This is a genomic window from Arthrobacter sp. StoSoilB13 (assembly GCF_019977255.1).
Lineage (GTDB): Bacteria > Actinomycetota > Actinomycetes > Actinomycetales > Micrococcaceae > Arthrobacter.
This window is the reverse complement of sequence record NZ_AP024647.1, coordinates 2,527,096-2,551,991: the sequence shown is the minus strand read 5'-3', so window position 1 is coordinate 2,551,991 and position 24,896 is coordinate 2,527,096. Positions and strand designations below refer to the sequence as shown.

19 protein-coding genes and 3 pseudogenes are annotated in these 24,896 nt (G+C 63.4%); 10 read left to right on the top strand and 12 right to left on the bottom strand.

Annotation, left to right across the window (positions count from 1 at the left end; genetic code table 11):
* Positions 1-72: 72 nt before the first annotated feature.
* Positions 73-954, top strand: coding sequence for a helix-turn-helix transcriptional regulator (locus LDP01_RS11990; protein WP_224089420.1), 882 nt, complete (start codon positions 73-75; stop codon positions 952-954).
* Between the two features lie 93 nt (positions 955-1,047).
* Positions 1,048-1,977 (top strand): threonine/serine dehydratase, encoded by a 930-nt coding sequence (locus tag LDP01_RS11985; RefSeq protein ID WP_224089418.1) that lies wholly within the window; start codon positions 1,048-1,050, stop codon positions 1,975-1,977.
* Positions 1,978-2,067: 90 nt separating this feature from the next.
* Here LDP01_RS11985 and LDP01_RS11980 read toward each other — a convergent pair whose 3' ends face one another.
* A complete protein-coding gene (locus LDP01_RS11980) occupies positions 2,068-3,051 on the bottom strand; it encodes an ABC transporter substrate-binding protein (protein ID WP_224089417.1) in 984 nt (327 codons plus the stop codon).
* A 282-nt stretch (positions 3,052-3,333) separates the two neighbouring features.
* On the opposite strand from LDP01_RS11980, the gene LDP01_RS11975 reads away from it, so the two are divergent.
* Together LDP01_RS11975 and LDP01_RS11970 are read left to right on the top strand one after the other, a co-directional pair.
* Complete coding sequence (locus tag LDP01_RS11975) at positions 3,334-4,323, top strand: LLM class flavin-dependent oxidoreductase (RefSeq protein WP_224089414.1); 990 nt, start codon at positions 3,334-3,336, stop codon at positions 4,321-4,323.
* Between the two features lie 111 nt (positions 4,324-4,434).
* Complete coding sequence (locus LDP01_RS11970; protein ID WP_224089411.1) at positions 4,435-7,071, top strand: trehalase-like domain-containing protein; 2,637 nt, start codon at positions 4,435-4,437, stop codon at positions 7,069-7,071.
* Positions 7,072-7,150: 79 nt separating this feature from the next.
* Here LDP01_RS11970 and LDP01_RS11965 read toward each other — a convergent pair whose 3' ends face one another.
* Together LDP01_RS11965 and LDP01_RS11960 are read right to left on the bottom strand one after the other, a co-directional pair.
* A complete protein-coding gene (locus LDP01_RS11965; protein ID WP_224089409.1) occupies positions 7,151-8,077 on the bottom strand; it encodes an AEC family transporter in 927 nt (308 codons plus the stop codon).
* Positions 8,078-8,222: 145 nt separating this feature from the next.
* Positions 8,223-8,726, bottom strand: a complete 504-nt coding sequence (locus tag LDP01_RS11960) for a TetR/AcrR family transcriptional regulator (RefSeq protein ID WP_263433773.1) — start codon at positions 8,724-8,726, stop codon at positions 8,223-8,225.
* Between the two features lie 297 nt (positions 8,727-9,023).
* On the opposite strand from LDP01_RS11960, the gene LDP01_RS11955 reads away from it, so the two are divergent.
* From LDP01_RS11955 to LDP01_RS11935, 5 genes are all read left to right on the top strand, one after another.
* On the top strand, positions 9,024-10,475 hold the full coding sequence (locus LDP01_RS11955) for an APC family permease (RefSeq protein ID WP_224089406.1): 1,452 nt from the start codon (positions 9,024-9,026) through the stop codon (positions 10,473-10,475).
* A gap of 39 nt (positions 10,476-10,514) precedes the next feature.
* Entirely contained in the window at positions 10,515-11,321 is an 807-nt protein-coding gene (locus LDP01_RS11950; RefSeq protein ID WP_224089403.1) for a MoaF C-terminal domain-containing protein, read from the top strand.
* A gap of 43 nt (positions 11,322-11,364) precedes the next feature.
* Positions 11,365-11,697 (top strand): cupin domain-containing protein, encoded by a 333-nt coding sequence (locus LDP01_RS11945; protein WP_224089401.1) that lies wholly within the window; start codon positions 11,365-11,367, stop codon positions 11,695-11,697.
* A 12-nt stretch (positions 11,698-11,709) separates the two neighbouring features.
* On the top strand, positions 11,710-12,624 hold the full coding sequence (locus LDP01_RS11940; protein ID WP_224089398.1) for a flavin monoamine oxidase family protein: 915 nt from the start codon (positions 11,710-11,712) through the stop codon (positions 12,622-12,624).
* A gap of 85 nt (positions 12,625-12,709) precedes the next feature.
* Entirely contained in the window at positions 12,710-13,033 is a 324-nt protein-coding gene (locus LDP01_RS11935; protein WP_224089395.1) for an FAD-dependent oxidoreductase, read from the top strand.
* Positions 13,034-13,106: 73 nt separating this feature from the next.
* On the opposite strand, the gene panD is transcribed toward LDP01_RS11935, so the two are convergent.
* From panD to LDP01_RS11910, 5 genes and pseudogenes are all read right to left on the bottom strand, one after another.
* Positions 13,107-13,541 (bottom strand): aspartate 1-decarboxylase, encoded by a 435-nt coding sequence (gene panD / locus LDP01_RS11930; RefSeq protein ID WP_224089392.1) that lies wholly within the window; start codon positions 13,539-13,541, stop codon positions 13,107-13,109.
* A 65-nt stretch (positions 13,542-13,606) separates the two neighbouring features.
* Complete coding sequence (locus LDP01_RS11925) at positions 13,607-15,109, bottom strand: rhamnulokinase (RefSeq protein WP_224089389.1); 1,503 nt, start codon at positions 15,107-15,109, stop codon at positions 13,607-13,609.
* A gap of 7 nt (positions 15,110-15,116) precedes the next feature.
* Complete coding sequence (locus LDP01_RS11920; protein WP_224089386.1) at positions 15,117-17,165, bottom strand: bifunctional aldolase/short-chain dehydrogenase; 2,049 nt, start codon at positions 17,163-17,165, stop codon at positions 15,117-15,119.
* 4 nt (positions 17,166-17,169) lie between these two features.
* Positions 17,170-18,351, bottom strand: coding sequence for an L-rhamnose isomerase (gene rhaI, locus LDP01_RS11915; RefSeq protein WP_224091175.1), 1,182 nt, complete (start codon positions 18,349-18,351; stop codon positions 17,170-17,172).
* A 39-nt stretch (positions 18,352-18,390) separates the two neighbouring features.
* A pseudogene (locus LDP01_RS11910) lies at positions 18,391-18,714 on the bottom strand (L-rhamnose mutarotase); the annotation flags it as partial.
* 125 nt (positions 18,715-18,839) lie between these two features.
* On the opposite strand from LDP01_RS11910, the pseudogene LDP01_RS11905 reads away from it, so the two are divergent.
* A pseudogene (locus LDP01_RS11905) lies at positions 18,840-19,857 on the top strand (LacI family DNA-binding transcriptional regulator).
* Between the two features lie 80 nt (positions 19,858-19,937).
* Here LDP01_RS11905 and LDP01_RS11900 read toward each other — a convergent pair.
* The 4 genes and pseudogenes from LDP01_RS11900 to araB all read right to left on the bottom strand — a co-directional run bounded on the left by LDP01_RS11900 (position 19,938) and on the right by araB (position 24,795).
* Positions 19,938-20,835, bottom strand: a pseudogene (locus LDP01_RS11900) (aldose 1-epimerase family protein).
* Positions 20,832-22,352 carry an L-arabinose isomerase gene (gene araA, locus LDP01_RS11895; protein ID WP_224089383.1) on the bottom strand — a complete coding sequence of 507 codons (1,521 nt, stop codon included), beginning with the start codon at positions 22,350-22,352 and terminating at the stop codon, positions 20,832-20,834. The pseudogene LDP01_RS11900 and the gene araA overlap by 4 nt, the downstream one beginning before the upstream one ends.
* Positions 22,353-22,387: 35 nt before the next feature.
* Positions 22,388-23,095 carry an L-ribulose-5-phosphate 4-epimerase gene (locus tag LDP01_RS11890; protein WP_224089380.1) on the bottom strand — a complete coding sequence of 236 codons (708 nt, stop codon included), beginning with the start codon at positions 23,093-23,095 and terminating at the stop codon, positions 22,388-22,390.
* Positions 23,092-24,795 (bottom strand): ribulokinase, encoded by a 1,704-nt coding sequence (gene araB, locus LDP01_RS11885; RefSeq protein ID WP_224089377.1) that lies wholly within the window; start codon positions 24,793-24,795, stop codon positions 23,092-23,094. The genes LDP01_RS11890 and araB overlap by 4 nt, the downstream gene beginning before the upstream one ends.
* Between the last annotated feature and the right edge of the window lie 101 nt (positions 24,796-24,896).

The following is a 24,896-nucleotide window of genomic DNA, read 5'->3' as shown; positions in this document are numbered from 1 at the left end:
AGTGGGGCCTGGAAGCTTCAGGGTAACGCCAGAGCCTCCCTCGCCTGGGAGCCGCGGCGTAGCGTGGAGGGCATGACACACAGCGATGATGTGCGGAAATTCCTGACCTCCCGTCGCGCAAGGATCACCCCTGAGGAGGCCGGGCTTCCCGCGTACGGTGGCAACCGGCGGGTAGCGGGGCTGCGCCGCGAGGAGGTCGCGATGCTCGCCGGCATGAGTATCGACTACTACATCCGCCTTGAGCGGGGAAACCTTTCCGGCGCCTCGGACAGTGTCCTTGAAGCACTTGGCCGGGCATTGAAGCTCGACGACGCGGAGACCGCCCACCTTTACGACTTGGCCCGCGCTGCCACCGCAGCTCCCCGGGTGCGGCGCAAGCGCAGCCCACAAACAGTGAGGCCCAGTGTCCAGCGCGTCATTGACGCCATCACCGCTGCGCCGGCCTGGGTACGCAACGACCGCGGGGACGTCCTGGCCGCCAATGAGCTGGGCAACGCCCTGTACATGGATTTGATGGCCGAAGAAACCAAGCCGCCCAACAGTGCACGCTTCACGTTCCTGAATCCAAAAGCCCGGGAGTTCTTCGCCGACTGGGAACGGGCAGCTGATGACATAGTCGCGGTTCTGCGCTCCACAGCAGGGAAAAATCCCTACGACAAGGACCTCACGGACCTGATTGGTGAACTCTCCACCCGCAGCGAAGAATTCCGCATCCGCTGGGCCCGGCACGATGTGAAGTATCACCGCACTGGGCGCAAACGGCTGCACCACCCTGTGGTGGGGGACCTGGATCTCACCTTTGAAGCCCTTGAGCTGCCCGCAGACCCGGGGCTGAGGATCAACGTCTATACCGCCGACCCCAACACCACCTCAGAGGACGCCCTGAAAGTCCTCGCCAGCTGGGTAGCGACCCAACGCGAAACTACGGAAGCGGCAGTTAACGAGAAGAAATGAACCCGTCAACAGTGCTGACCATCCTGCGGCGGCGTCGCAGGGCAGGCGTCCGCCCGGACCATAGGATGAGACGGACGAAAGGTGCAGCACACGATGGTCACACGTGAAGAAGTAGAAGCAGCATACTCACGGACGGCAGGCTGGGTACGGCACACACCGGTGGTTGAGAGCGGCAACCAGGAGCCGTATCACCTGTGGTTCAAGTGCGAGTACATGCAGCACACGGGAACGTTCAAGGCCCGGGGCGCGTTCAACCGCTTGCTCACGGCGGGGGAGAACGGCGAACTGAACCCGGAGGTTGGCATTGTGGTGGCGTCCGGCGGCAATGCGGGCTTGGCCAACGCCTACGCGGCGTCCAAGCTCGGAGTCCCCGCCACGGTGTTCGTCCCCGAGGCCGCGCCAGCCGCCAAGGTCCACAAGTTGTTCGCCAGCGGGGCCCGGGTAGTCCAAGGAGGTTCTGAGTACGCCGAGGCCTACGCTGCAGCCGTGAAGTTCGCCGAGGAATCCGGGGCGATCTATTGCCATGCCTACGACCAGCCCGAGATCGTGGCCGGCGCAGGTGGCGTTGGCCTGGAACTGCTGGACGAACTGCCCGACGTCGATACCATCCTGGTTGCCGTAGGTGGCGGCGGGTTGATGGGCGGCATTGCCGCGGCGGTTGAAGGCCGGGCCCATGTGGTGGGCGTCGAGCCTGAGACGGTTCCCACCCTGCACACCGCCTTGGCCAAGGGAGAGCCTGTGGATGTGGCGGTCTCCGGGATCGCCGCGGACTCCCTGGGCGCACGGCGAATTGGCGAGATCGGATTCGGCGTTGCCCGTCGCACGGGCGTGCAGAGCGTGCTGGTCAGCGACGAAGACGTTGTCCAGGCCCGCCGCAAGCTGTGGGGGGAGTACCGAATGGTGGTGGAACATGGAGCGGCGGCAGCCTACGCGGCGCTGCTCTCAGGAGCCTACGTTCCCAAGGACGGCGAGACTGTCGCCGTCATTCTCTGCGGCGCCAATACGGATCCCGCGCACTTCTAGGACCGTACAGGGCATACGGCGCAAGAATCCCCGCCGGTTGGTGTCCGGCGGGGATTCGACGTCGGCAGGTCTGCCCTGCCACAGCGGTTCCTACTTTTTGGGCAGGCCTGCCGGGTTCAGTTCGGACGCAGGGATGGCCTCGGAGGACAGGCCCCACCGGTCCAGGATCTTGGCGTAACTGCCGTCCTTGATGAGGTGGTTGATCGCCGCCTGCGCAGCCGCAGCAAGGCCGTTGTCCTTCTTGGTAGTGAACGCAATCTCAGCCTTCAGTGGCCAGCCGCCGTTGAGCGTGCCCACTTCCTTGGTCTTGCCATCCTTCGCTGCCTTGTAGGCTGCGGAGGCGTTGGGCCCGAACGTCAGGTCCGCGCGGCCCGACTGGAGGGCGAGCTGGGAGGCGGAGTCGTCGTCGTAATACTGGAACTCAACCGGCTTCAAGCCGTTCTTCTTGTTCTCCTCGTCCCAGCGCACCAGGATCGCTTCCTGGTTGGTGCCTGAACCGACGATCACGCGCTTGCCGGCGACGTCCTTGGCTTCCTTGACCTCTGAGATATCCGAATCGGCCTTGGCATAGAAGCCCAGGAGGTCATTGCGGTAGGTCGCGAAATCGAACTTTTCCTTGCGTGCTTCGGTGACCGTGACGTTGGAGAGGACGGCCTCATACTTGCCCGACTCGACGCCGAGGGGCCAGTCGGCCCATGCCACCGGCAGCACTTCAACCTGCAGGCCAAGGCTCTCGCCGATGGCGTACGCGAGGTCAACCTCGCTGCCGATCAGCGTCTTGTTGTCCGTAGCGAACAGGCTCAGCGGTGGGGTTCCACCGGTTGAGGCCACCGTCAGTTTGCCATCGGCCTTGATGGCCTCCGGAACCAGGGCCGCGGCTGCGGGGTCCACGGTCACCTTGATGCGGTCCTGTTCGGGCGACAGGTTGAAGTCTTTGGCGGCGGCGCTTGAAGAAGAGCCCGACGACGGTGCTGTCGCCGCCGTCGCGCCCGGATCCGAGCAGGCGGCGAGCCCCAGTAGAGCCGTAGCGGCCAGCGCCGCGGCCAGGCCGGTCTTGGCTGCAAAACGTGCCATGGTTTCCCCTTATTTATCCCTCACTGGGACGTCAGATGCGTACTTGTGGCTGCAACTATCCAGCAGGGCGGGAACGCGGTCAAAGCAGTCTGAAACGCTGGGATACAGGGGGTAATTGCGGTTAATCGGGAGTCGAACGAGGTCATAAACGCTCCGGGGAAACGGGAAGAAGCCCCTGCGCGACGCAACTCACAGAAATAAGCCGGGGACCGCCGTCGTTGTCGCTAGAGTGCCCGCCAACCAACAGTGCGGGTGCCGCGAAACGTACCGAAAGGCATCCCCGTGACTGTTCCTCTTTCCATCCTGGACCTGGCAACCATCGGAAAGGGCCAGACCGTGGCGGAAAGTCTCGCCGGCAGCGTGGCCATGGCGCAGAAGGCCGAGGAGCTGGGCTACCGCCGGGTCTGGTACGCCGAGCACCACAACATGTCAGCCATCGCTTCCTCGGCAACGAGCGTGCTGATCGCTCACGTCGCCGCCCACACCAACACCATCCGGCTTGGTGCAGGTGGCGTCATGCTTCCGAACCACTCGCCGTTGACCATTGCCGAGCAGTTCGGCACCCTGGAGACGCTGCACCCGGGACGCATCGATCTGGGCCTTGGCCGCGCCCCGGGCAGTGACCAGAACACCATGCGTGCACTTCGCCGCGATCATACGTCCTCGGATGCCTTCCCGCAGGATGTCCTGGAACTGCAGGGCTACCTCACCGGACCCACCCGCATCCAAGGAGTCGAAGCGACGCCGGGCAAGGGCACCAACGTGCCGCTGTACATCCTGGGTTCCTCGCTCTTTGGAGCACAGCTGGCTGCGCAGCTTGGTCTGCCCTACGCCTTCGCTTCGCACTTCGCGCCTGCCGCCTTGCAGGATGCCGTGGCCATTTACCGCAGGGACTTCAAGCCCTCGGAACAGTTGTCCGAACCGCACGTGATCGCAGGGGTTAACGTCACTGCAGCGGACAGCAATGCCGAGGCCCAGGCGATCCACCTCGCCGTGAAGCGTGCCCGTGTCTCGTTGTTCTTTGGCGGCGGCCGGCAGTTCACGGATGACGAAGCGGATATGGTTCTGGATTCCCCGCAAGGCCAGCACATTTCCCAAATGATGAAGTACTCCGCAGTCGGCACGCCGGACGTTGTGCGCGACTACCTTGACGAGTTCGCGAAGCACGCCGATGCGGACGAACTCATCGTTGCCCACCAGAGCATTGGCACGCAGGAACGCCTGCGGTCGGTGGAACTGGTTGCCGAGGTTGCGGGGCTTGTCAGCGCGTAGGGCACGGCGTCGAAAATAAATTCGAAAGCTTTACGCATTTGCAATGATTCAGGCATGACGCGGAAACTCCACAGGCGGAGACTATAGCTATCTGCAGTGGAAGGATCCGCTATGCCTACGCCCTTAAACCAATCAGCCGCTGACTCCGCGCTGCTGATGAACTCGCTGCCGCTTGGCCTGCTCCGGACCTTGCTCCGGACGGACGCGCAGCAGGGCATCACACCGCAGTTGATGGCGGAGCTTAGGGCCATTGCGCGCGTCCCGGGCCTGCTGGTGGCGTGCAACTATGGCGGCACTCTTTGCTCAGCTGAAGGGACCTCCACCGAGACCCTGCCGCTGGACAGTGCGGCTGTGGCTCTCCGTGCGCTCGCAGCACTTCCCAATACGCATACCGCCATCATTTCCGGCCGGTCATTGCGCGACCTTGCTGCAGTGTCCAGGCTGCCGGCCGAAGTTCATTTGGTGGGCTCCCACGGCGTGGAGTTCGACATGGGCTATGCGTACACCCTGTCCCTGGCCACGGAAACCCTGCTCCAGCAGGTGGCCACGGCGTTGACTGAAGCGGTCGCCTTCGAGAAAGGCATCAGCATCGTCCGCAAGCCGGTGGGCGTTGCTGTCCACACCCGGCCAGCGACGCCGGAAGTGGTGGAACGCGTCATCTTCCGTTCCCAGCAGATTGCCATTGAGTACGGGCTCTACTTCATCATCGACGGCTCCGTACTGGACCTTACCGTTGAGGAACCGGCCAAGGGCCAGGCCTTGGAGCAGCTTCGCTCGCGCCTGGGTGTGAGCGCTGCCCTTTACGCGGGCGACGCCGAAAGCGACGAAAAGGCGCTCGCCACTTTGCGCGGCCCTGACCTTGGCCTTCACGTCGGGCCCGGGAGTACGACGGCGGCACACACCATTCCGGACCCGGAAGCCTTTGCACGTGTGCTGGCTTTGTTGTTCGAACTGCGGCGGGCGTGGCTGTTCGGCGAGGACGCCGTGGGGCTGGAGCGGCATTCGATGATCGGGAATGGCACGTCGACGGCGTTGCTCACCCCTGACGCCAAGGTTTGCTGGATGACCCACCCCCTGCCGGATTCCGGGTCCCTGTTTGCCCATATCCTGGGCGGAGAGCCGGCAGGCCACTTCAGCATCGAGCCAGTCAAACCCTCGCAGGTACTCGCCCAGCGCTATGTGGACAACACCATGATCGTGGAGACCCGTTGGGCCGACGTCACGGTGACGGACTATCTTGAGCCCGCGCCTGAAGGCATCACCAGCCTGGTCCGTGTTCTGTCCGGCACGGGCACGGCCCGGATAGTGTTCGCGCCCCGGCCGGACTACGCCACTGCCCCGTTCAGCATGGAGATCCGTGGCGAGGAAGTCCACATCATGGGCACCTCGGATCCCATCATCCTCTCGGCGCCCGGGGTTGCCTTCCAGCTCACCAGCGACGGCAGGTATGCCACCGCAACCGCGGAAGTGCCGCTGCAATATGGTCCCGTTGTGCTGAACCTGCGCTGCGGTGACACAGAGCCGCCACCCGCGGACCCGGTTGGAGAGCCGGTGCGGCGTGCCGCCGTCGGGCAGTCCGCCCGGGAGTGGGTCAGGACGCTTCAGCTGCCCACTATCAAGACCGCGTTGGTACGGCGGTCGGCTCTGGTTCTGAGGTCGCTGGTGCATGAGCCCACGGGTGCTGTCCTTGCGGCACCAACTACCTCCTTGCCGGAGGGAATTGGCGGGACGCGCAACTGGGACTACCGGTATTGCTGGCTGCGCGACGGGTCCATGACCGTTAATTCCTTGGTGAGCTTGGGTTCCACGGAGGAAGCCGACGGGTTCCTTCGTTGGCTTGGCCGCATCCTGGAAACTGCGCCCGGGCCGGAGTGGCTCCACCCGCTGTACTCGGTGACCGGTGCCCCGCTGTCCACGGAAGCGATCGTCGAGAGTCTTCCAGGCTATGCCGGTTCGCGTCCGGTGAGGATCGGGAACGCTGCGGACCACCAGGTGCAGCTGGACGTCTTCGGGCCGATTGCTGAGCTGATTCATGATCTTGGCGAGCGGCGCGGGTACCTGCCGGATGAGCATTGGTTCCTGATGGAGCAGATGGCCCACGCCGTCATTGCCCGCTGGCACGAGCCGGATCACGGAATCTGGGAAGCGCGCCGACCGCCACGGCACCACGTTTACACCAAGGTCATGTGTTGGGTAACGCTGGACAGGGCCTTGCGGGCTGCTGCTTTGCATGGTCGTGTGCCACACGAGGACTGGGCGCCGACAGCCACCAGAATCCGGAAGGAAGTCCTGCGGAAGGGCTGGGACGAGTCCGCACGGTCCTACACCGTGGCGTACGACAGCCCCGACCTGGATGCCGCGGTGCTGCATATCGGCTTGTCCGGCCTGCTGGATGTCCAGGACCAGCGGTTCCTGGATACCGTAACGGCTGTTGAGCGCGAATTGCGCGTGGGTCCCACCGTCTTTAGGTACAGGTACGACGACGGCCTGCCCGGTTTGGAGGGCGGCTTCCACATCTGTACTACCTGGCTGATCGAGGCGTACCTTGCTGTTGGCCGCTTGGACGATGCCCTGGAGCTGTTCAACCAGCTGGTGGCTTTGTTTGGTCCTACTGGCCTGCTGCCGGAGGAGTACGATCCTGCCTCGGAAACGCACCTGGGGAACCACCCGCAGGCATACTCGCACCTGGGCTTCATCCGGTGTGCACAGCTCCTGGACCATTACCTGGCCAGCGCAGACGTGGAGTAGCCCAACTGAGTCGCAGTTGAGCGCGTTTTGAGCGCCCAAAACGCGCTCAATTGCGACCTAGTTGGGGGAGGCGGGGCAATCAGGTGAGGAGCAGTGCCACGGCGATCATCGCGGGCACGGCGACGATCGTTGTGATCAGCACCGTGTCCTTGGCAACGGTGACGCCGGCGCGGTAGCGGGTGGCGGCGACGAACACGTTCTGGGCCGTGGGGAGTGCTGCCGTCACCACCACGGCGAACAGCGCGTGGCCGTCCATCCCCAAGGCAAAACGGGCAAAAACGTAAGCGATTGACGGGTGCACGAACAGCTTGAACCCGCTGGCCAGCAAAGTGTCCAGGCGGCGGCCGGCATCCTTCTGCAAGGGCCTTGACCCATTCAGGCTCATACCGAACGCCATCAACATGGCCGGAATCGCAGCGCCGCCAATCAGGTGGATCGGCTCCAGAATGAGCGTCGGTACCTGGAAACCCGTTCCTGCCACCAGAAGTCCAAGCCCCGAGCCCACGATCATCGGGTTTTTCACGATCATGAGCAGGAAACGCAGGGGAGTGGTGCGGTGCGTACTCGTGCTCGCGTCCAAGGCCATCAAGTACAGGGGAGTAAAGAACGCGAGCTGGAAGATCAGCAGCGGCGCAACGTAGCTCGCATCACCCAGGACAAACACCGCAATGGGGATGCCAAGGTTCGCGGAGTTCGCCAATGAAGAACTCATAGACGACATCAGGGCCTCGGGCATAGAGCGCTTCAGCCAGAACTTTACGATCAGGAAAAACAGCAGCCCCGTGATGATGGCCCCCACCGCGGTGACCAGCAAGGGAGCGGCAAACACCTCGTGCAGCTTCGCCTTGCTCAGGGTTTCAAACAGCAGGGCCGGGCTTGCGACGAAGAACGTCAACGAGCTCAGCACGGAGCGGGCATTCTCGCCCAGGATCCCACGGCGTCCCACGAACATGCCCACCAGGATGATGGCCCACACCACGAAAAACCCGGACAGGACGCCGATCATGAGGGCGTGCGGGCGGGGAAGCGTTGGGTCACGAACAACAGCCTAGCCACATCACCGCGGCGAGTAAGCGCTTTCTGGCGAGAGTTCCGTCATACGGACACTCAACGCGCGACGTCGGCACTCACTTGAGCGCCGACGTCGCGCGCTATTTGCTGGCCGCTGGTCCGTTCGTGGCCTCGAGTGCGGATATAAGCCGACCGACCTGGGTAACAGCCGAGCGGATTTTGGTGGCATCGCTGATGGTGAGGAATTGAAGCATGAGGCCGTCCAGGGCGGCGAAGATGGCAAGCGACGCTTCGCCGCTGGTATCGAGCCCCCGTTGGCTCAGTGCTTCTTCCACCGTGCCCACATAATTCGCGTACAGCCGTTCAACCATGGCGCGAATCTGAGGATTGCGCCTGGACTCAAGGATCATTTCGAACTGGAACAGCTGCAGCTCCGGCTCCGCGGAGACCGTGGCTATGAGTGAGTCGGCAAAAGCCTCATCAAAGTCCGCGATCCCTGCCAGCCCGGTTTCCTCGATGGACCGTTGAACTGACCACTCCATGGTGGCGGCGAGGAGTCCCTCAATGGAACCGAAGTGGTGGGTGACCAAGGCGTGGTTGACGCCGGCGCGGGCAGCAACTGATCGGTAGGTAACGCCGCGCAGGGCCCTTTCTCCCCAACAACGTCCACCACGGCAGAAAGCAATGCGTCCCTGCCATCTCCGTAGGGCAACTTACGTGCTTCCTGACTCATACAGCGAGTTTAGCGGTGTGGAAATCAGTGAGGGGAACCCATTGACACTCAGAACTATACAAACGTATAGTTCTGAGTGTGGCGGGCATCACCTCCCGCACCAAGAGCAGCTTCAGCCTCGCCGCCCCGGGCATTCGTCCCCAGCCGCAGGGCTCCCTATCCCTCCGCAGTGGCGATGGCGCCAATGCACTTAGGAAAGAACAGCCTCATGAACAAACCCAGCCAGATCGCCGCCGTAGACGGCGTCAAACATTCCGCTCCAGCCGCGGGCCCCGTCCGGCTCAGGGCGGACAAGCTTGGCGTCGTAGCCGTCGCCTTCTTCGCCATTGCGGCGGCAGCGCCGATGGCAGCCGTGGTCGGAGCCAGTCCCGTGATCTTCTCTGCCAGCGGGCCGGCAACCCCGGTCATCTATGTCATAGCCGCCCTGTTGGTAGCGCTCTTTTCAGTGGGCTACCTCAGAATGAGCCAACACATCACCAATGCCGGAGGCTTCGTTGCGTACATAGCCAAGGGGCTGGGCACCAAGTGGGCTACAGGCGGCGCTGGAATCGCAATTCTCACCTATCTCAGCCTCCAAATCGGCCTGTGGTCGCAGTTCGGCGTCTTTGCCGGGCAACTGGTGGAGAGCCTCACTGGCATTGGGTTGCCGGTCTACTTCTGGGTTGTCGCGGTGCTGGCGCTCACCACTGGGCTGACCATGAAAGGCGTGGACGCCAGCCTGAGGGTGCTCGGAGTGCTCATCCTCGGCGAAACGCTGGTGGTTGCCGTGCTGGTCGGGTCCCTGATAGCCCAGAAAGGGCTTGGAATCTTCACCTTCGCAGGGTTCACGGGAGAGAACATTTTTGGGCCGGGCCTTGGGATCTCCCTGTTGTTCGCCTTTGCCTGCTTCACCAGCTTCGAGGCGACCGTAGTCTTCGCCGAGGAGGCAAAGAATCCACGGCGCACCATCCCGCGGGCTGCCTACCTTGTCATCGCCTTTGTTGGCGTTTTCTACGCTGTTTCCACGTGGGCCATTGGAGGTGCCATCGGGATCGACGGCATCCAGGCGGTGGCCACGGAAAATCCCTCCGGCATGATCTTCGACCTCGCCGAAGCCAGCGCCGGTGCCTGGCTGAGTGTCGCCATGCAGGTGCTGGTTGTCACCAGCTTCATAGCGATGCTTCTTGGCCTATCCAACATGTTTTCCCGATACCTGTTTGCGCTCGGTCGATCCGGCGCGCTCCCGGCCAAACTGTCCTCTGTTTCGAATTCCGGGGCACCATCCCTCGCGGGTCTGGTCAACTCCCTGGTTGTCCTGGCCGTGATCAGTGCGTTCCTGCTGGCCGGTGCTGATCCCCTGGCCACTGTCTTCGCGTGGTTCGTGGCCCTGGGAACGGCGGGCTTCATCTCCATCCTGCTGCTGACTTCCGCCGCCATCCTCGCCTACTTCGCCAAAAACCGGATTCGGGACAACCTCTGGGTTACCGTCATCGCCCCAGCGCTATCCCTCCTGGCGTTCATCGTGGTCGCCTACCTGACCTTGGACAACTATGACGTCCTGCTCGGAGGCGCGGGAGACGTAGCACGCTGGCTCCTCCTTGGCATACCGCTTTTCTTTGTGGCCGGCCTGGTTCGTGGAACGCAAAAGCCCACCATCAACTATGCCGCCGAAATCGTCTGAACATCTCAATCGTCTGAAACCCAGGAAAGGGCCACTTACGTGATTACAACCGAACTCCAGGACTACATTCCAGAAGAAGAATGGCCGCCGGTATCAACAATGCTCGACGGCTTTGGGGACCAGACCCTGCCGGCCTCGGACGCGTTGTCCGGCACCACCCTCCGGCTCGCGACGAACCACTCTGAAGTCAGCGAGTACCGCTTCCAGGACGCCACGACCCTGGAATGGTCCGAGCCCACTTCAAGGGGGAGCGCCACCTACAAGGCCATCGAGGCCCGTCCCGGCATCTTCATCATCGATTTCGTCCGCGGACAGCACAAGGAAGAAAAATCCGACGCCGAAAACGTCACCATAGTCTTCGACAGGAACATCGGTGCCGTCACCACCGCCGTGTCCGGATTCGTTACCCGGGATAGCAAAGTCCGCTGCACCACCGAATTCGTGCACTCCAACGTCAACGGTCCCGCGGACGCAATCCACCAACGTTCCCCCGGACTTATCGGAAAACGCATCTTCTACCGTTACAGCGACGTCGAAACCTACGAGCACATCTATCTAAACCAAGGAACCTTCACGTGGCATTGCGTGCGCGGAGGGGAAGCAGGACTGGCTGATACTGACCGTTGCATGACCTGGGCCGTTGCAGAGGACCTTTATCTCTTCTTCTGGACGGAAAAAGTCATGACGGTTGACGCCGTACTCCTGATTGACCTTCGAGAACAGCGCTCCATCGGCCGGATGTTCGGTTGGGATGATCCCGCCGCGGAACCGGTGATCCTGCCGTTCAACTCACGGCTCAGCGTCCTGAACACCACGGGTTACCCGCAGGACACCCACAAGCACTAGTCGCGCAACAACGCAGAACAACCTACGAATCAGGAGCAACACCATGTCCCGGATCTTCCATGCCCATATTGACCCCACAGCGTTTGAACCCTTTGCGCTCGGCAGCGTCCAATGGCTTCGCCGCCCGGGCGACAACGGGAATGAGTCGTTGAGCGGAGGCATCTGGAAAGTCACCCCGGAGGAGGCACCGGAACCATTCGACCTACCGATTGACCAGGATGAAACCATTTATGTCGTTTCCGGCCACCTGCTCATCGAGGTTAAGGGAGGAGAGCGCCTTGAGCTCACGGAGGGTTCCATGGCTTCCCTCTCCAAGGGGGCGATGACCCGCTGGACTGTCCTCGAGCCGACCATCGAATTCTTCGTTTACAGCTGAGTGGGGAGCCAAGTGGAAACCTCCGACGTCATCATTATTGGAGCTGGCTTTGCCGGGCTCACGGCCGCCCGTGAGCTGTCCAAAGGCGGCCACACCACTATCCTGCTGGAGGCGAGGGACCGGATTGCTGGACGGACGCATCTCGACGAGCGCCTTGGACGAAACCTGGAACTCGGCGGCACCTGGGTGCACTGGACCCAGCCGTACGTTTGGGCAGAGATGGGGCGTTACGGGATCAAGGCCGTTCCTGGTCCGGAGTTCACCAAGGCCTATTGGACGGCGGGCGGCCACCAACACGAGGGCGACGCCGTGAGTTTGCTGGAATTGCTGGACGCGCCAAATCGCCGGCTCCTGGCCGACTCACGGCGCTACTTCCCCATGCCGTGGTCTCCTTTGGACAACCCGGACGTGGCGGACATTGACGGGCTCACGCTCTCGGAAGCCATCGATCGCTTGGAACTGCCCGAGGAGCAGTGCCAGCTCCTGAGATCATTCTGGACATTGAACTTTAACGGCAGGCTCGATCAAGCCGCCTACACACAGGCGCTCCGATGGTGCGCCGTGGCCAGCGGTGACTGGCAGCTCATGTTTGAGGCATGCGCGAGCTTCAAGATCGACGGCGGAACACGTCGTCTCGCTGAGGCGATCCTGGCCGATGCAGCAGCGCAGTTGCGCCTGAACCAACATGTGGCGTCCATCGAGCAGGACGAAGCCGGGGTGGTCGTGACAACCGAAGGAGGCAAGCAATACACAGCCCGGCAGCTCATTCTCGCCCTCCCGCTCAGCGTGCTGAACGACCTCGAAATCCGGCCTGCTCTTTCGCCCGGAAAAAGGGAGGCGGCGGCCAAGGGGCAGGCCGGCCGCGGCGCGAAACTGTGGGTCAAGGTCCAAGGGCCGGCAGGAACGGTTCGTCGCTCTTGGCCCTGAGGCAGGTGCACTGAACTTCGTCCAGGCGGAGTACATCGACCACGACAGCACCACGCTTGTCTGCTTCGGACCCGACGCCGGCGCCGTGGATGTGGACGACATCGCCGCCGCGCAACGACACCTGGACAGCATAGTTCCGGGGCTGAAAGTGCTCGACGTCGCCGGGCGTGACTGGGTTGCCGATGAGCACGCAAGGTCCACCTGGCCCATGCACTACACGGGCTATCTCACCCAGTACTTGGCGGAACTTCAGCGACCCGAGGGCAGAATCCGTCTCGCGGGATCAGACTTTGCCAACGGTTGGGGAGGATTCATCGATGGGGCCATCGAAAGCGGCCTCGACGCCGCACGGGAAGTATCGGGGGCGCTCGCGCTCGAGTGTCAGGACCCTGCCGCCGTCAGCGGCTAAACCGACCCGAAACGCGCCCGACGTCGGCACTCACTTCTTGAGTGCCGACGTCGGGCATTTAGCTTTGGCCGGTTCAGCTGCTGAGGTGGGCCGCGTTGCTCAGCGCGTGGGGCGGGCGCATGAGCCCGGGTGTGTGGCCCTCCGCGGGGTCGTTGCCGAGCTGCAGGATCTTGTTGTCCTTGCCGACATGGACAACCCGGGGCTCGTAAGCGCGGGCTTCTTCCGTCGTCATCTCGGCATACGTGATGAGGATGACGAGGTCGCCCACATGGACTTGGTGGGCAGCCGCTCCGTTGATCCCGATGACGCCGGAACCGCGCTCGCCGGCGATGGTGTAGGTCTCCAGCCGGGCGCCATTGGTCACGTCAACGATCGAGACGAGTTCGCCCGGAAGGATGTCAGCCGCGTCCAGGAGGTCAAGGTCGACAGTGACCGAACCGACGTAGTGAAGATCGGCATGGGTCACCGTTGCGCGGTGGATCTTGGACTTGAACATTGTGCGGATCATAATGCGATCAGTTTAGCGTGGCACCCTCATCCGGCGCTGTGACGTACCAGACGTTCGGCCTCAGGTCAGGAACGGCTGGTCTGCAGGGCCGGCTCGTAGCGTTCGAGGTTGGTTCCCGCTGCCACGAGTTCGCGCAGCTCAGCCAGCCCACCGGTCACGACGCCCGCCGCACGCGCCTGAACCAGTACGTTGCCCAGTGCAGTAGCCTCGACAGGACCGGCGACTACGGGTTTGGCTGTCGCGTCTGCCGTGAGCTGGCACAAAAGACGGTTCTGCGAACCACCGCCCACAATGTGCACCACGTCCACGCCCCGGCCCGCGAGCCGTTCAGCGTCCGCGAGCGTACGGGCATAACCCGCCGCGAGGCTGTCCATGATGCAACGCACGACGGCGGCGGGCCGGTCCGGGAGCAGCGCACCAGTGTTACGCACGGCTGAGCGGATACGATCCGGCATGTTATCCGGTGCGGTGAAGACGGGATCGTCGGCGTTGATCTGCGGGCCGCCGGCGGGGAGTGCTGCCGCGGCGTCGAGCAACGAAGTCAGCGATTGGCTGAAACCTTGGGCCGCCCACGAGCGTTGGCACTCGCTGAGCAGCCAGAGCCCGCCGACATTCCGCAGATACCGGATAGTGCCGTCCACGCCGCGTTCGTTGGTGAAGTTGGCCTTGCGGCTTGCCTCGCTGAGCACGGGAGCGTCCAGCTCCACGCCCACCAGGGACCAGGTCCCGGAGGAGATGTAAGCAAAGTTCTCTGCTTGGGCCGGGACAGCCGCGACGGCCGAAGCGGTGTCATGCGAACCCACGGCAACCACAGTGGTGTCCGCGGGCAGTCCGGTCCGTTCCAGGATCGCCGGCAGCAGCGTGCCCACTGTTTCGCCGGGCTGGATGAGCGGAGGGAAGATGTCTCCGGGCAGGCCCAGTGCGTCCAGGAACTCTGTGGCCCACTCTCCCGCAACAGCGTCAAAGAGGCCTGTGGTGGAAGCGTTGGTGGCCTCGGTGCGACGCTCTCCCGTGAGCAGGAAGGCGATCAAGTCCGGAATGAGCAGTGCCTGCAGCCCGTCCAGCTTTGGTTCCGCCGCCAGCTGGTACAGCGTGTTGAACTGCAGGTACTGCAAACCTGTTGTGGCGTAGAGCCTGGCAGGGTCAATGACCGAATGCACTCGTTGCACGGTGCCGCGGCTGCGTTCGTCTCGATAGCTGTAAGGCACAGAGACGAGTTCCCCGGCCTCGTTCACCAGGCCGTAATCGACGGCCCACGTGTCGATGCCGATGCTGGCGATGCGCTCGCCGTTTTCCTGCGCCACCGCAGCGGCCGCGGCCAGCCCCTTGAGCACCTCAGCGAACAGGGCGTCGAAATCCCAGCGGAGGCCGCCGTCGAGCTCTACAACTCCGTTGGGGAAGCGGTGGATGGTCTCCAGGGCCACACCCGAAGTGGGCGAGACGCGGCCCAGCATGACGCGACCGGAGGAGGCGCCGATGTCGATGGCGGCGAAAACGTGCTTTGCGTGCTGCGAGGACACCGCCCCGGCGCGTGCCGGGGCGGTGTCTGCGGCTGAACTGTTGCTCATGACGGCCTTAGCGCAGGAAGGCAGCAGCAACGCCCGCGTCCACGGGGATGTGCAGGCCGGTGGTGTGGGACAGTTCGTTGCTGGTGAGCACAGAGACTGCGTTGGCAACGTGTTCCGGCAGGACTTCGCGCTTGAGGAGCGTGCGCTGGGCGTAGTACTTGCCCAGTTCCTGCTCGTCCACGCCATAGACAGCTGCACGCTTGGCGCCCCAGCCGCCAGCGAAAATGCCGGAGCCGCGGACCACGCCGTCGGGGTTGATGCCGTTGACGCGCACGCCGAACTCGCCAAGTTCAGCAGCGAGCAGGCGGACCTGGTGGGCTTGGTCTGCCTTCGTGGCGGAGTAGGCGATGTTGTTCGGGCCGGCGAACACGGAGTTCTTGGAGGAGATGTAGATGATATCCCCGCCCATGCCCTGCTCGATCATGACCTTGGCCGCGGCCTTGGACACCAGGAACGAGCCCTTGGCCATGACGTTGTGCTGCAGGTCCCAGTCCTTCTCCGTGGTTTCCAGCAGCGGCTTGGAGATGGACAGCCCGGCGTTGTTGACCACCAGGTCCAGGCCGCCGAACGCGAGCACGGCGTCCTGGATTGCGGCGGCGATCTGGGCTTCGTCGGTCACGTCAGCCTGGACGCCGATCGCGACGTCGGATCCGCCCAGTTCCTCGGCGACCTTCTGCGCGTTCTCAAGGTTCAGGTCGGCAATCACGACGCACGCGCCGTCGGACGCCAAGCGGGTGGCGATCGCCTTGCCGATGCCCGACGCCGCACCGGTCACCAGCGCGATGCGGGTGGCGTGGGACTTGGGCTTTGGCATGCGGGCGAGCTTGGCTTCCTCCAGTGCCCAGTACTCGATGCGGAATTTCTCGGATTCCTCGATCGGGGCATAGGTGGAGATGGCCTCAGCGCCGCGCATCACATTGATGGCGTTGATATAGAACTCGCCGGCCACGCGGGCGGTCTGCTTATCCTTGCCAAAGGAGAACATGCCCACGCCCGGGACCAGCACGATCGCCGGATCGGCGCCGCGCAAAGCTGGTGAATCGGCGTCGGCGTGCCGGTCGTAGTACGCCTGGTAATCCTCGCGGTAGTCCGCGTGCAACTCCTTAAGCCGGTCGACGGCTTGTTCCAGAGGGGCATCGGCAGGCAGGTCCAGGACCAGCGGCTTGACTTTGGTGCGCAGGAAGTGGTCCGGGCAGGAGGTGCCCAGCGCGCCGAGGCGCGGGTGTTCCGCGGACTCGAGGAATTCAAGAACGACGGCGTCATCGCTGAAGTGCCCCAGCTGCGGCTTGTCCGTGGAGGCCAAGCCGCGGATCACGGGTGCGAGGGCGGCTGCCTTGGCTTTGCGCTCAGCTTCCGGGAGGGCGCCGTAGCCCGGGAGTTTGGCACCGAAGGGCTCGGCCTTGCCGTTCTCCGCGATGAACTTCTCTGCCTGGTCGATGATCCAGAGAGAGTTGGCCTCGGCCTCTTCGCTGGTGGCGCCCCAAGCGGTGATGCCGTGGCCGCCCAGGATGGTGCCGATGGCCTGCGGGTTGGCTTCCTTGATCGCGGCGATGTCCAAGCCGAGCTGGAAGCCGGGGCGACGCCAGGGAACCCACACCACCTTGTCACCGAAGATCTTGTTGGTGAGGGCTTCGCCGTCCACGGCGGTGGCGATTGCGATGCCCGAGTCGGGGTGGAGGTGGTCCACGTGTGCGGCATCCACAAGGCCGTGCATGGCGGTATCGATCGATGGTGCAGCGCCGCCCTTGCCGTGCAGGCAGTAATCGAACGCGGCCACCATTTCGTCTTCACGCTCGACGCCGGGGTAAACATCCTTGAGTGCCTGCAGCCGGTCCAGGCGGAGTACAGCGAGGTTCCCGGCCTTCAGCGTGCCGAGGTCGCCGCCGGAGCCCTTGACCCAGAGGAGCTCGACGTCCTGGCCGGTGACCGGGTCCTTCTCGATGCCCTTGGCGGAGGTGTTGCCGCCGGCGAAGTTGGTGTTCCGCTTGTCCGCGCCGAGGCGGTTGGAACGGGAAATCAGGTCTTCAACAGTCTTGTTGGTGTCTTGCAGGTTCATGCTCTTATGCGCCCCATCCGGCTTGCTGGCCGCCTGCGCGGTCCTCGTTGATCTTCTTTTGGTAGCCGCTGGCCTTGTAGGCAGCGATCGGGTCGGCGGGCAGGCCGCGGGATTCACGCCACTCGGCCAGGACCGGGCGGACGTCGGTGTAAAAGGCATCATTGAATATGCCGTTGGCGGCCAGGACATCCCCGGCACGCTGCGCTTCAGCCAAGGCTGCGGTGTCCACGAGCAGGGCCCGGGCAGTCATTTCCTGCACGTTCAGCACCGAGCGGATCTGGCCCGGAATCTTCTCTTCCAGGTTGTGGCACTGGTCCAGCATCAGGGCGACGCCGGAATCCTTCCCAAAGCCTCCACCGCGGATGACCTCGTGAATGATGCGGAACAGCTGGAACGGATCAGCCGCACCCACGATGAGATCGTCGTCCGCGTAGAAGCGGGAGTTGAAGTCGAAGGAACCCAGCTTGCCCAGGCGCAGCAGCTGCATGACGATGAACTCGATGTTGGTTCCCGGGGCATGGTGGCCGGTGTCCAGGCAGACGAACGCCTTCTCGCCGAGGGCCAGGGTCTGGGCGTAGGAGGTGCCCCAGTCCGGAACATCGGTGTGGTAGAAAGCGGGCTCAAAGAACTTGTATTCCAGGACCAGCCGGTGCTCGTCGCCGAGGGCCGCGTAGATCTCCTGGAGGCTTTCCGCGAGGCGGTCCTGCCGGCCGCGCATATCGTCCTGGCCGGGGTAGTTGGTGCCATCGGCCAACCAGATCTTCAGGTCCTTGGATCCGGTGGCGTTCATGATCTGGATGCACTCAAGGTGGTGGTCGATCGCGCGGCGGCGCACGGACTCGTTGGACGAAGTCAGGGAACCGAATTTGTACTCGTCATCCTGGAAAGTGTTGGAGTTGATGGTGCCCAGTCCAACACCCAAGCCCGCGGCGTACTCGCGCAGCTCCGAGTAGTCATCTACCTTGTCCCACGGAATGTGCAGGGCCACAGTGGGTGCCAGGCCGGTGAGCTCGTGGACCTTGGCGGCGTCGGCGATCTTTTCCTGGACGGTGCGCGGAGTTCCCGGGGTGCCGAAGACCTTGAACCGGGTGCCCGAATTTCCGTAGGCCCAGGATGGCACTTCAATGGCCAGTTCTCCCAAGCGGCCAAGTGCCGACTCTGTGGCGGCCGACTCTGTGGTGTTCATGCTTGTTCCTTCTGCTGGGTTGCGACGGTGCCGGCCCTTGGCCAGCTGATCCTCAAGATTGAAAACTTCTTCGACGATTTCGAATCCCTGGTCCGGAGGCAGCTCGCTGTTCGCGAACAGGGAGGCCATCTCGGCCTGCCAGCGGGCGTTGACGTCCGTTACGGCCATGCGGGCTTGGACGGCTTGGTAGTCATCGCATTCCAGGTATCCGATCAACTGGCCATCGGAAGCCAGGAAGAGGGAGTAGTTGTTCCATCCCGCGTGCTTGAGGGCGTGCAGCATTTCCGGCCAAACGGCTGCATGCCGGCGCTTGTATTCGTCCAACAGCTCCGGCTGGACGGAAGATCGGAAACAGACCCTCATGTGCGGTTCTCCAGGTCACTCGTCTTTGAATCGTTTCATTTGTTACGATTCAAATTACCCTCGCAAGAACGGGGGTGTCAAGGCGTTTCCTGCAAATCGATGACAACCAGCGGAGATTGGAAAGCATGTCCCAAACAGCGAGCATCAAAGACGTTGCCACCCACGCCCAAGTAGCAGTGGGAACTGTTTCCAACGTGCTGAATTATCCGGACCGCGTATCGCAAAGGACCAAGGAGCGCGTCCTCAAATCCATCGCCGAACTCGGTTTCGTCCGCAACGACGCCGCCCGTCAACTGCGGGCAGGACAGAGCCGCACCATCGGGTTGATCGTGCTGGATGTGGGCAACCCGTTCTTCTCCTCCGTGGCCCGAGCGGCCGAGGACGCAGCCACAGCTCTGGGCAGCGTGGTATTGGTAGGGGACAGCGGCCAGGATGCTTCCCGCGAAGCGCATTACATGGACCTTTTCCAGGAACAGCGGGTCCAGGGCCTGCTTATTTCGCCCGTTGGGGATGTTGGCGACCGGATCGATACGCTACGCGAACGTGGCGTGCCAACTGTCCTGGTGGACCAACTTGCTGACACCGACCGCTGCAGCTCAGTCTCCGTGGATGACGTGGAAGGCGGATATCTTGCCGCCCGGCACCTGCTGGACACGGGCCCGCCGTCGTCTGGCTTTTGTCGGGAGCCCATCCATCCGTCAGGTAGCCAACCGGCTCACCGGTGCGCAGCGTGCTGTCGAAGAAGTAGCCGGGGCAACGATCGAGATCCTCGATTCCGCCGGGCAGACCGTCCTTGCCGGGCGCCAAGTGGGCAATGGTTTGGTGGAGCGGGCGCCAGCCGAAAGGCCGGAAGCCGTCTTCTGCTCCAACGATCTTCTGGCCTTGGGCGTCATGCAGTCGTTGACCATGTTGCGCACTGTGAAAATCCCTGAGGATATTGCCCTCATCGGGTACGACGACATCGACTTCGCGATTTCCGCCGTCGTGCCTTTGTCCTCCATCCGCCAGCCCACCGAGGCGCTTGGCCGCACGGCGATCGAGCTGCTTGCGGAGGAACAGGAGAGCGGCGGCACCAAGCATCGGGCGGTCGTGTTCACGCCCGAGCTCGTGGTCCGCCAAAGCACAGCCGGCGCCGACAGTTAGCGCGCGGCGCACCCAAGTAAGTCGCAGTAGTGCGCGTTTTGACCGTTGATAACGCGCACTACTGCGACTCAGTTGGGTAGTTACAGGGCGTAGATGGTCCAGGACGCGCTATGCGATGCGCCGGGTTCCAGACGGATCAGGTCCGTGGCGCTGTTGAAGGCGTCGGGCGGGCACGTCATGGGCTCCACCGCCAGGCCGAGCCGGTTGGGCAGCGGCATAGGCTTGTCTGCCGTATGGATCTGCAGCCACGAGCAGCTTTCGTCCCAGGACATCCCGACGCCGGTGCCCGCCGGGTCGCGCAGCGAAAGCCGCGCCAAGCCGCCGTCGAACGCTATTCCTGTGAACGCATGGTCGATCTCAGTGGTGCCAATGGCGCGCGGGGTCCGGAAATCGAAAGCGTGGCCCTCAACTCCCACAACACCAACGGGCAGCAGCCTGTCAGGGGTGACCTCAAGGAAGCTATCCGCAGCAAAATCGAGGACCCATTGATCCAACGGCAAGGAACCGGCCACAAGATAAGGGTGCGGGCACACGCCGTAGGGCGCTGGAGTGTCACCTGCGTTACGGGCAGTTACCTGCGTATGCAGCCCGGCATCGTCCAGCACGTACCGGGCCGAAAGCTCCAGCACGAACGGATATCCCGGCGTGGGCCCAACGGTGCAGGTCAACGTGAGTGAACCGGCGTCGGACTCTTTCAGCACCCAATCCAGCGGGAAGGCGAGGCCGTGCAAGGATGTGCGCCGGTCCGGTTCGTTGACGGGCAAGTGATGCACCTTGCCATCGAAACGGTAGGTGCCATCCGCAATGCGGTTGGGCCACGGCGCCGCGATGATTCCCCGGTAATCCGGGATGGGTTCGCCGGCCGCAAAGGGAACCACGAGGTCGCGGCCCTGGAACTGCAAAGAACGCAGTGCCGCGGCCCCGGGCTGTGATGACAGCCCGGTAGCCGCCGGACTGCAGCGTGAATTCGGTGCTCACAGGCCGCCGGCCAGCTTGTAGTAGGCGGCGTTCCAGTTCAGTTCCTTCTTGAACTGCTTGATGGTGGTGTCTTCGTCGATGGTCAGGAGTTCAGTCTTGGCGATTTCGGCGAAGTCCTCGAACACCTCCAGGCCCACCTGCGTGGACAGCACGGTGTGGTGGGCGGCGCCGGCAGTCAGCCAGGCTGCGGCCGACGTAGCGAAATTGGGCTTTGGCTCCCAGAGCGCGCGGGCCACCGGGAGGTTGGGCAGGGGCTGGTCGAGATCGACGACGTCCACCACGTTGGCTACCAAGCGAAACCGATCGCGCATATCGGACAGTGCCACCACAATGCCGGGGCCGGCGTCCGTATCGAAGACCATGCGGACGGGATCTTCCTTGCCTCCGATGCCGAGCGGGTGGATCTCCACACGCGGCTTCTTCGCGGTCAGGGACGGGCAAACCTCCAGCATGTGCGCGCCCAGGATCTTCTCCGAGCCGGGCTCAAGGTGGTACGTGTAGTCCTCCATGAGCGAGGCGCCGCCGGGCAGCCCCGCGCCCATGACCTTGGCAGCGCGGACCAGGATGGCAGTCTTCCAGTCGCCCTCGGCGCCAAAGCCGTAGCCGTCGGCCATGAGGCGCTGGACTGCCATGCCGGGAAGCTGGCGGAGTTCGCCCAGGTCCTCGAACGACGTCGTAAACGCGGCCGAGCCGTTCGCCTCCAGGAAGCTGCGGAGACCGAGTTCGATCCTCGCGCTGTACCGCAGCGACTCGTGACGGGCGCCGCCCGCCTGCAGTTCCGGAACCACCTCGTAAAGGCGCTCATACTCCGCAACCAAGGCATCGACGTCGGACTCCGCGGCGCCGTGGACGGCGTCGGCGAGCTCGTTGACGGACCAGGTGTTGACCGAGACGCCGAAGCGCAGCTCGGCTTCGGTCTTATCACCCTCCGTGACGGCGACGTTGCGCATGTTGTCGCCAAAGCGTGTCAGTTTCAGTGTGCGGACGGCGGCCCAACCGGCCGAAGCCCGCTGCCACGCGCCCACTTGGCGGGCGATCTCAGGATTGCTGACATGCCCGACGACGGTCTTCCGCGGCACGCCGAGACGGGACTGGATGTACCCGAATTCGCGGTCGCCATGGGCTGCCTGGTTCAGGTTCATGAAGTCGAAGTCGATGTCCGCCCAGGGGAGGTCCCGGTTGGCCTGCGTGTGCAGGTGCAGGAGCGGTTTACGCAGGGCGTCCAGGCCCTGGATCCACATCTTGGCCGGGCTGAACGTGTGCATCCAGGCGGTCACGCCGATCACGGAATCGTTCGAGTTTGCTTCCAGCGCAGTGCGACGGATGGCGTCGGAATCAGTGAGGACGGGCTTCCACACGAGTTTGACCGGCACGTCCGAGGAATCGTTGAGGGCGTTGGCAATCTCCTGTGATTGCGAGGCGACCTGCTTGAGGACATCCTCGCCGTAGAGGTGCTGGCTTCCGGTGAGGAACCAGACCTCGTACTGATCAAGGGACGTGTTGTTGGCGCTGGGCATTTTCATTGCTCCTGAAAGTGTGGTGGACGTCCGCTTTAGCGGCCGTAGACGTTTTGGTAGCGGTTGTAGAGCGAGTCGATCTTGGCCTGGTCAATGGGGAGGGGTTCGCCGAGTTGCCGGGAGACGTGGACCGTCTTTGCCACTTCCTCGCACATCACGGCTGCTTTCACCGCGGACCTGGCATCCTTGCCGATGGTGAAGGGTCCGTGGTTCTGCATGAGCACTGCGGGGGAGTGGGAATTCTTGAGGGTCTCCACGATTCCCTGTCCGATCGAATCGTCTCCGATCAGCGCGAACGGGCCCACCGGGATCGGGCCGCCGAATTCATCGCCCATCATGGTCAGCACGCAGGGGATCTCCTCGCCGCGGGCGGCCCAGGCCGTGGCATACGTGGAGTGGGTGTGCACCACACCGCCGACTTCGGGCATGTGCCGGTAGACGTACGCATGCGCTGCAGTGTCAGAGGACGGCGAGAGGTCCGGGTTGCCCCAGTCAACGGTTCCGCCGCTTCCGATATTGATGCCCCGGACGGGAGTCCCATAGAGGTCCGTGACCACCATTTGCTCGGGCGTCAGCTCGTCATAGGAGACACCGGAGGGTTTGATGACCATGAGGTCGTAGCCAGGGATCCGGCCGGAGACGTTGCCCGCCGTCCAGACAACCAGCTTGTAGCGGGTCAGCTCGGCGTGGAGGTCGCAGACTTCGCGCCGGACTTTCGCAATGGTTTCAAGGAGCGTGCTCATGCGTTGACCCCTTCTGTGATGGCGGTGTGGGCAGCGCGCTGAATTGCCTTCAGGCGGTGCATGACGCTGTTGGTGCCGCGGCCGAAGTAGTCGTGCAGGGTGCGGTATTCCTGGAAAAGTGCCTCGTAAGCCCTGACATTTTCAGGGATGGGCGTGTAGACCGCGCCCGGGGCAGCTGCCATGGATGCTGCCGCTTCGCGGATGTCCTTGTACTTCCCGGCGGCTACAGCGGCGTGGATTGCCGAGCCGAGTGCGGGTCCCTGCTCCGAGCCGATGGTGGACAGCTGGAGGCCGGTGATATCTGCGTAGACCTGCATCAGGAACTTGTTCTTCAGGAGTCCGCCAGCCACGATGAACTCCTTGACCGGTACTCCGGAATCACGGAATGCGTCCACAATGGTCCGGGTGCCGAAGGCCGTGGCCTCCAGCAGCGCGCGGTAAGTGTCCTCTGGCTTCGTAGCAAGTGTCTGGCCCACTACGACGCCGGAGAGTTCGTGGTCCACAAGCACTGAGCGGTTGCCTGAGTGCCAGTCCAGGGCAATGAGGCCGTGCTCGCCGATGGCTTGCTTTTCTGCGAGTTCGGTGAGGTATTCGTGGATGCCCAGGCCTTTGGCGGCCGCGGCTTGGTGGTAGTGAGGGGGGACGCCGTTCTTGGTGAACCAGCCGAAGATGTCTCCAACTCCGGACTGTCCGGCTTCATAGCCCCACAATCCGTCCACGATGCCACCGTCCACAACGCCGCACATGCCCGGCACTTCACGCAGGACGTCACCGTTCATGACGTGGCAGGTGCTGGTGCCCATGATGGCTACGAGCTGCCCCGGCTCGACAGCATTGGCAGCGGGTGCGGTGACGTGGGCGTCCACGTTGCCCACGGCTACGGCAATTCCCGCGGGCAGGCCGGTCCAGGCCGCAGCCTCTTCCGTGAGGTACCCGGCGGCGTCGCCCAAGCGGCCGATGGTGTGCTCCAGTTTTTCGGCCACGAAGTCCTTGAACGCAGGGTTCAGCGCCGCCAGGAAGTCCTCGGACGGGTACTTGCCGTCCTGGAAGATGCCCTTGTAGCCGGCAGTGCAAGCGTTGCGTACGTAGCTGCCGCACAGCTGCCAGACGATCCAGTCGGCCGCCTCAACCCAGTGATCCATGGCGCCGTAAACTTCGGGATCTTCCTCAAGCAGCTGCAAGCCCTTGGCAAACTCCCATTCCGAGGAGATCAGGCCCCCATACCGGGGAAGCCATGACTCCCCGCGTTCCTCGGCGAGCTTGTTAATGCGGTCGGCCTGCGGCTGCGCAGCGTGGTGACGCCACAGCTTGACGTAAGCGTGGGGACGGTCCGCGAAGCGTTCCAGTTCATTCAGCGGAGTGCCGTCCGCCGTCGTCGGGACCATGGTGCAGGCGGTGAAGTCTGTTGCGATACCCACCACGTTGGCCGGGTTGATCCCGGCATCGGCGACGGCGGCCGGTACCGCGTTGCGCAGGACGTCGCGGTAGTCATTGGGCACTTGGAGCGCCCAGTCGGCGGGCAGCCGCTGGCCGGTTGTGGGCAGCCGGTCGGACACAACGGCGTGCGGGTATTCGAACACGCCGCTGCCGAGTTCGGCACCGTCCGAGACGCGCACGACGACGGCGCGGCCAGACAGGGTGCCGTAGTCCACGCCGATGACGAACTGTTCGTCGAGCGGGAGATTTTCAGTGGTATTCATGGGGTCTCCATCCGGCTGGCCAAGGCCTCATTGCCGGGGGTCGGGGTGGAAGAAATGAAGAAGGTCTGATGCAATTGTTAGCGCTCACAACTTTGATGTCA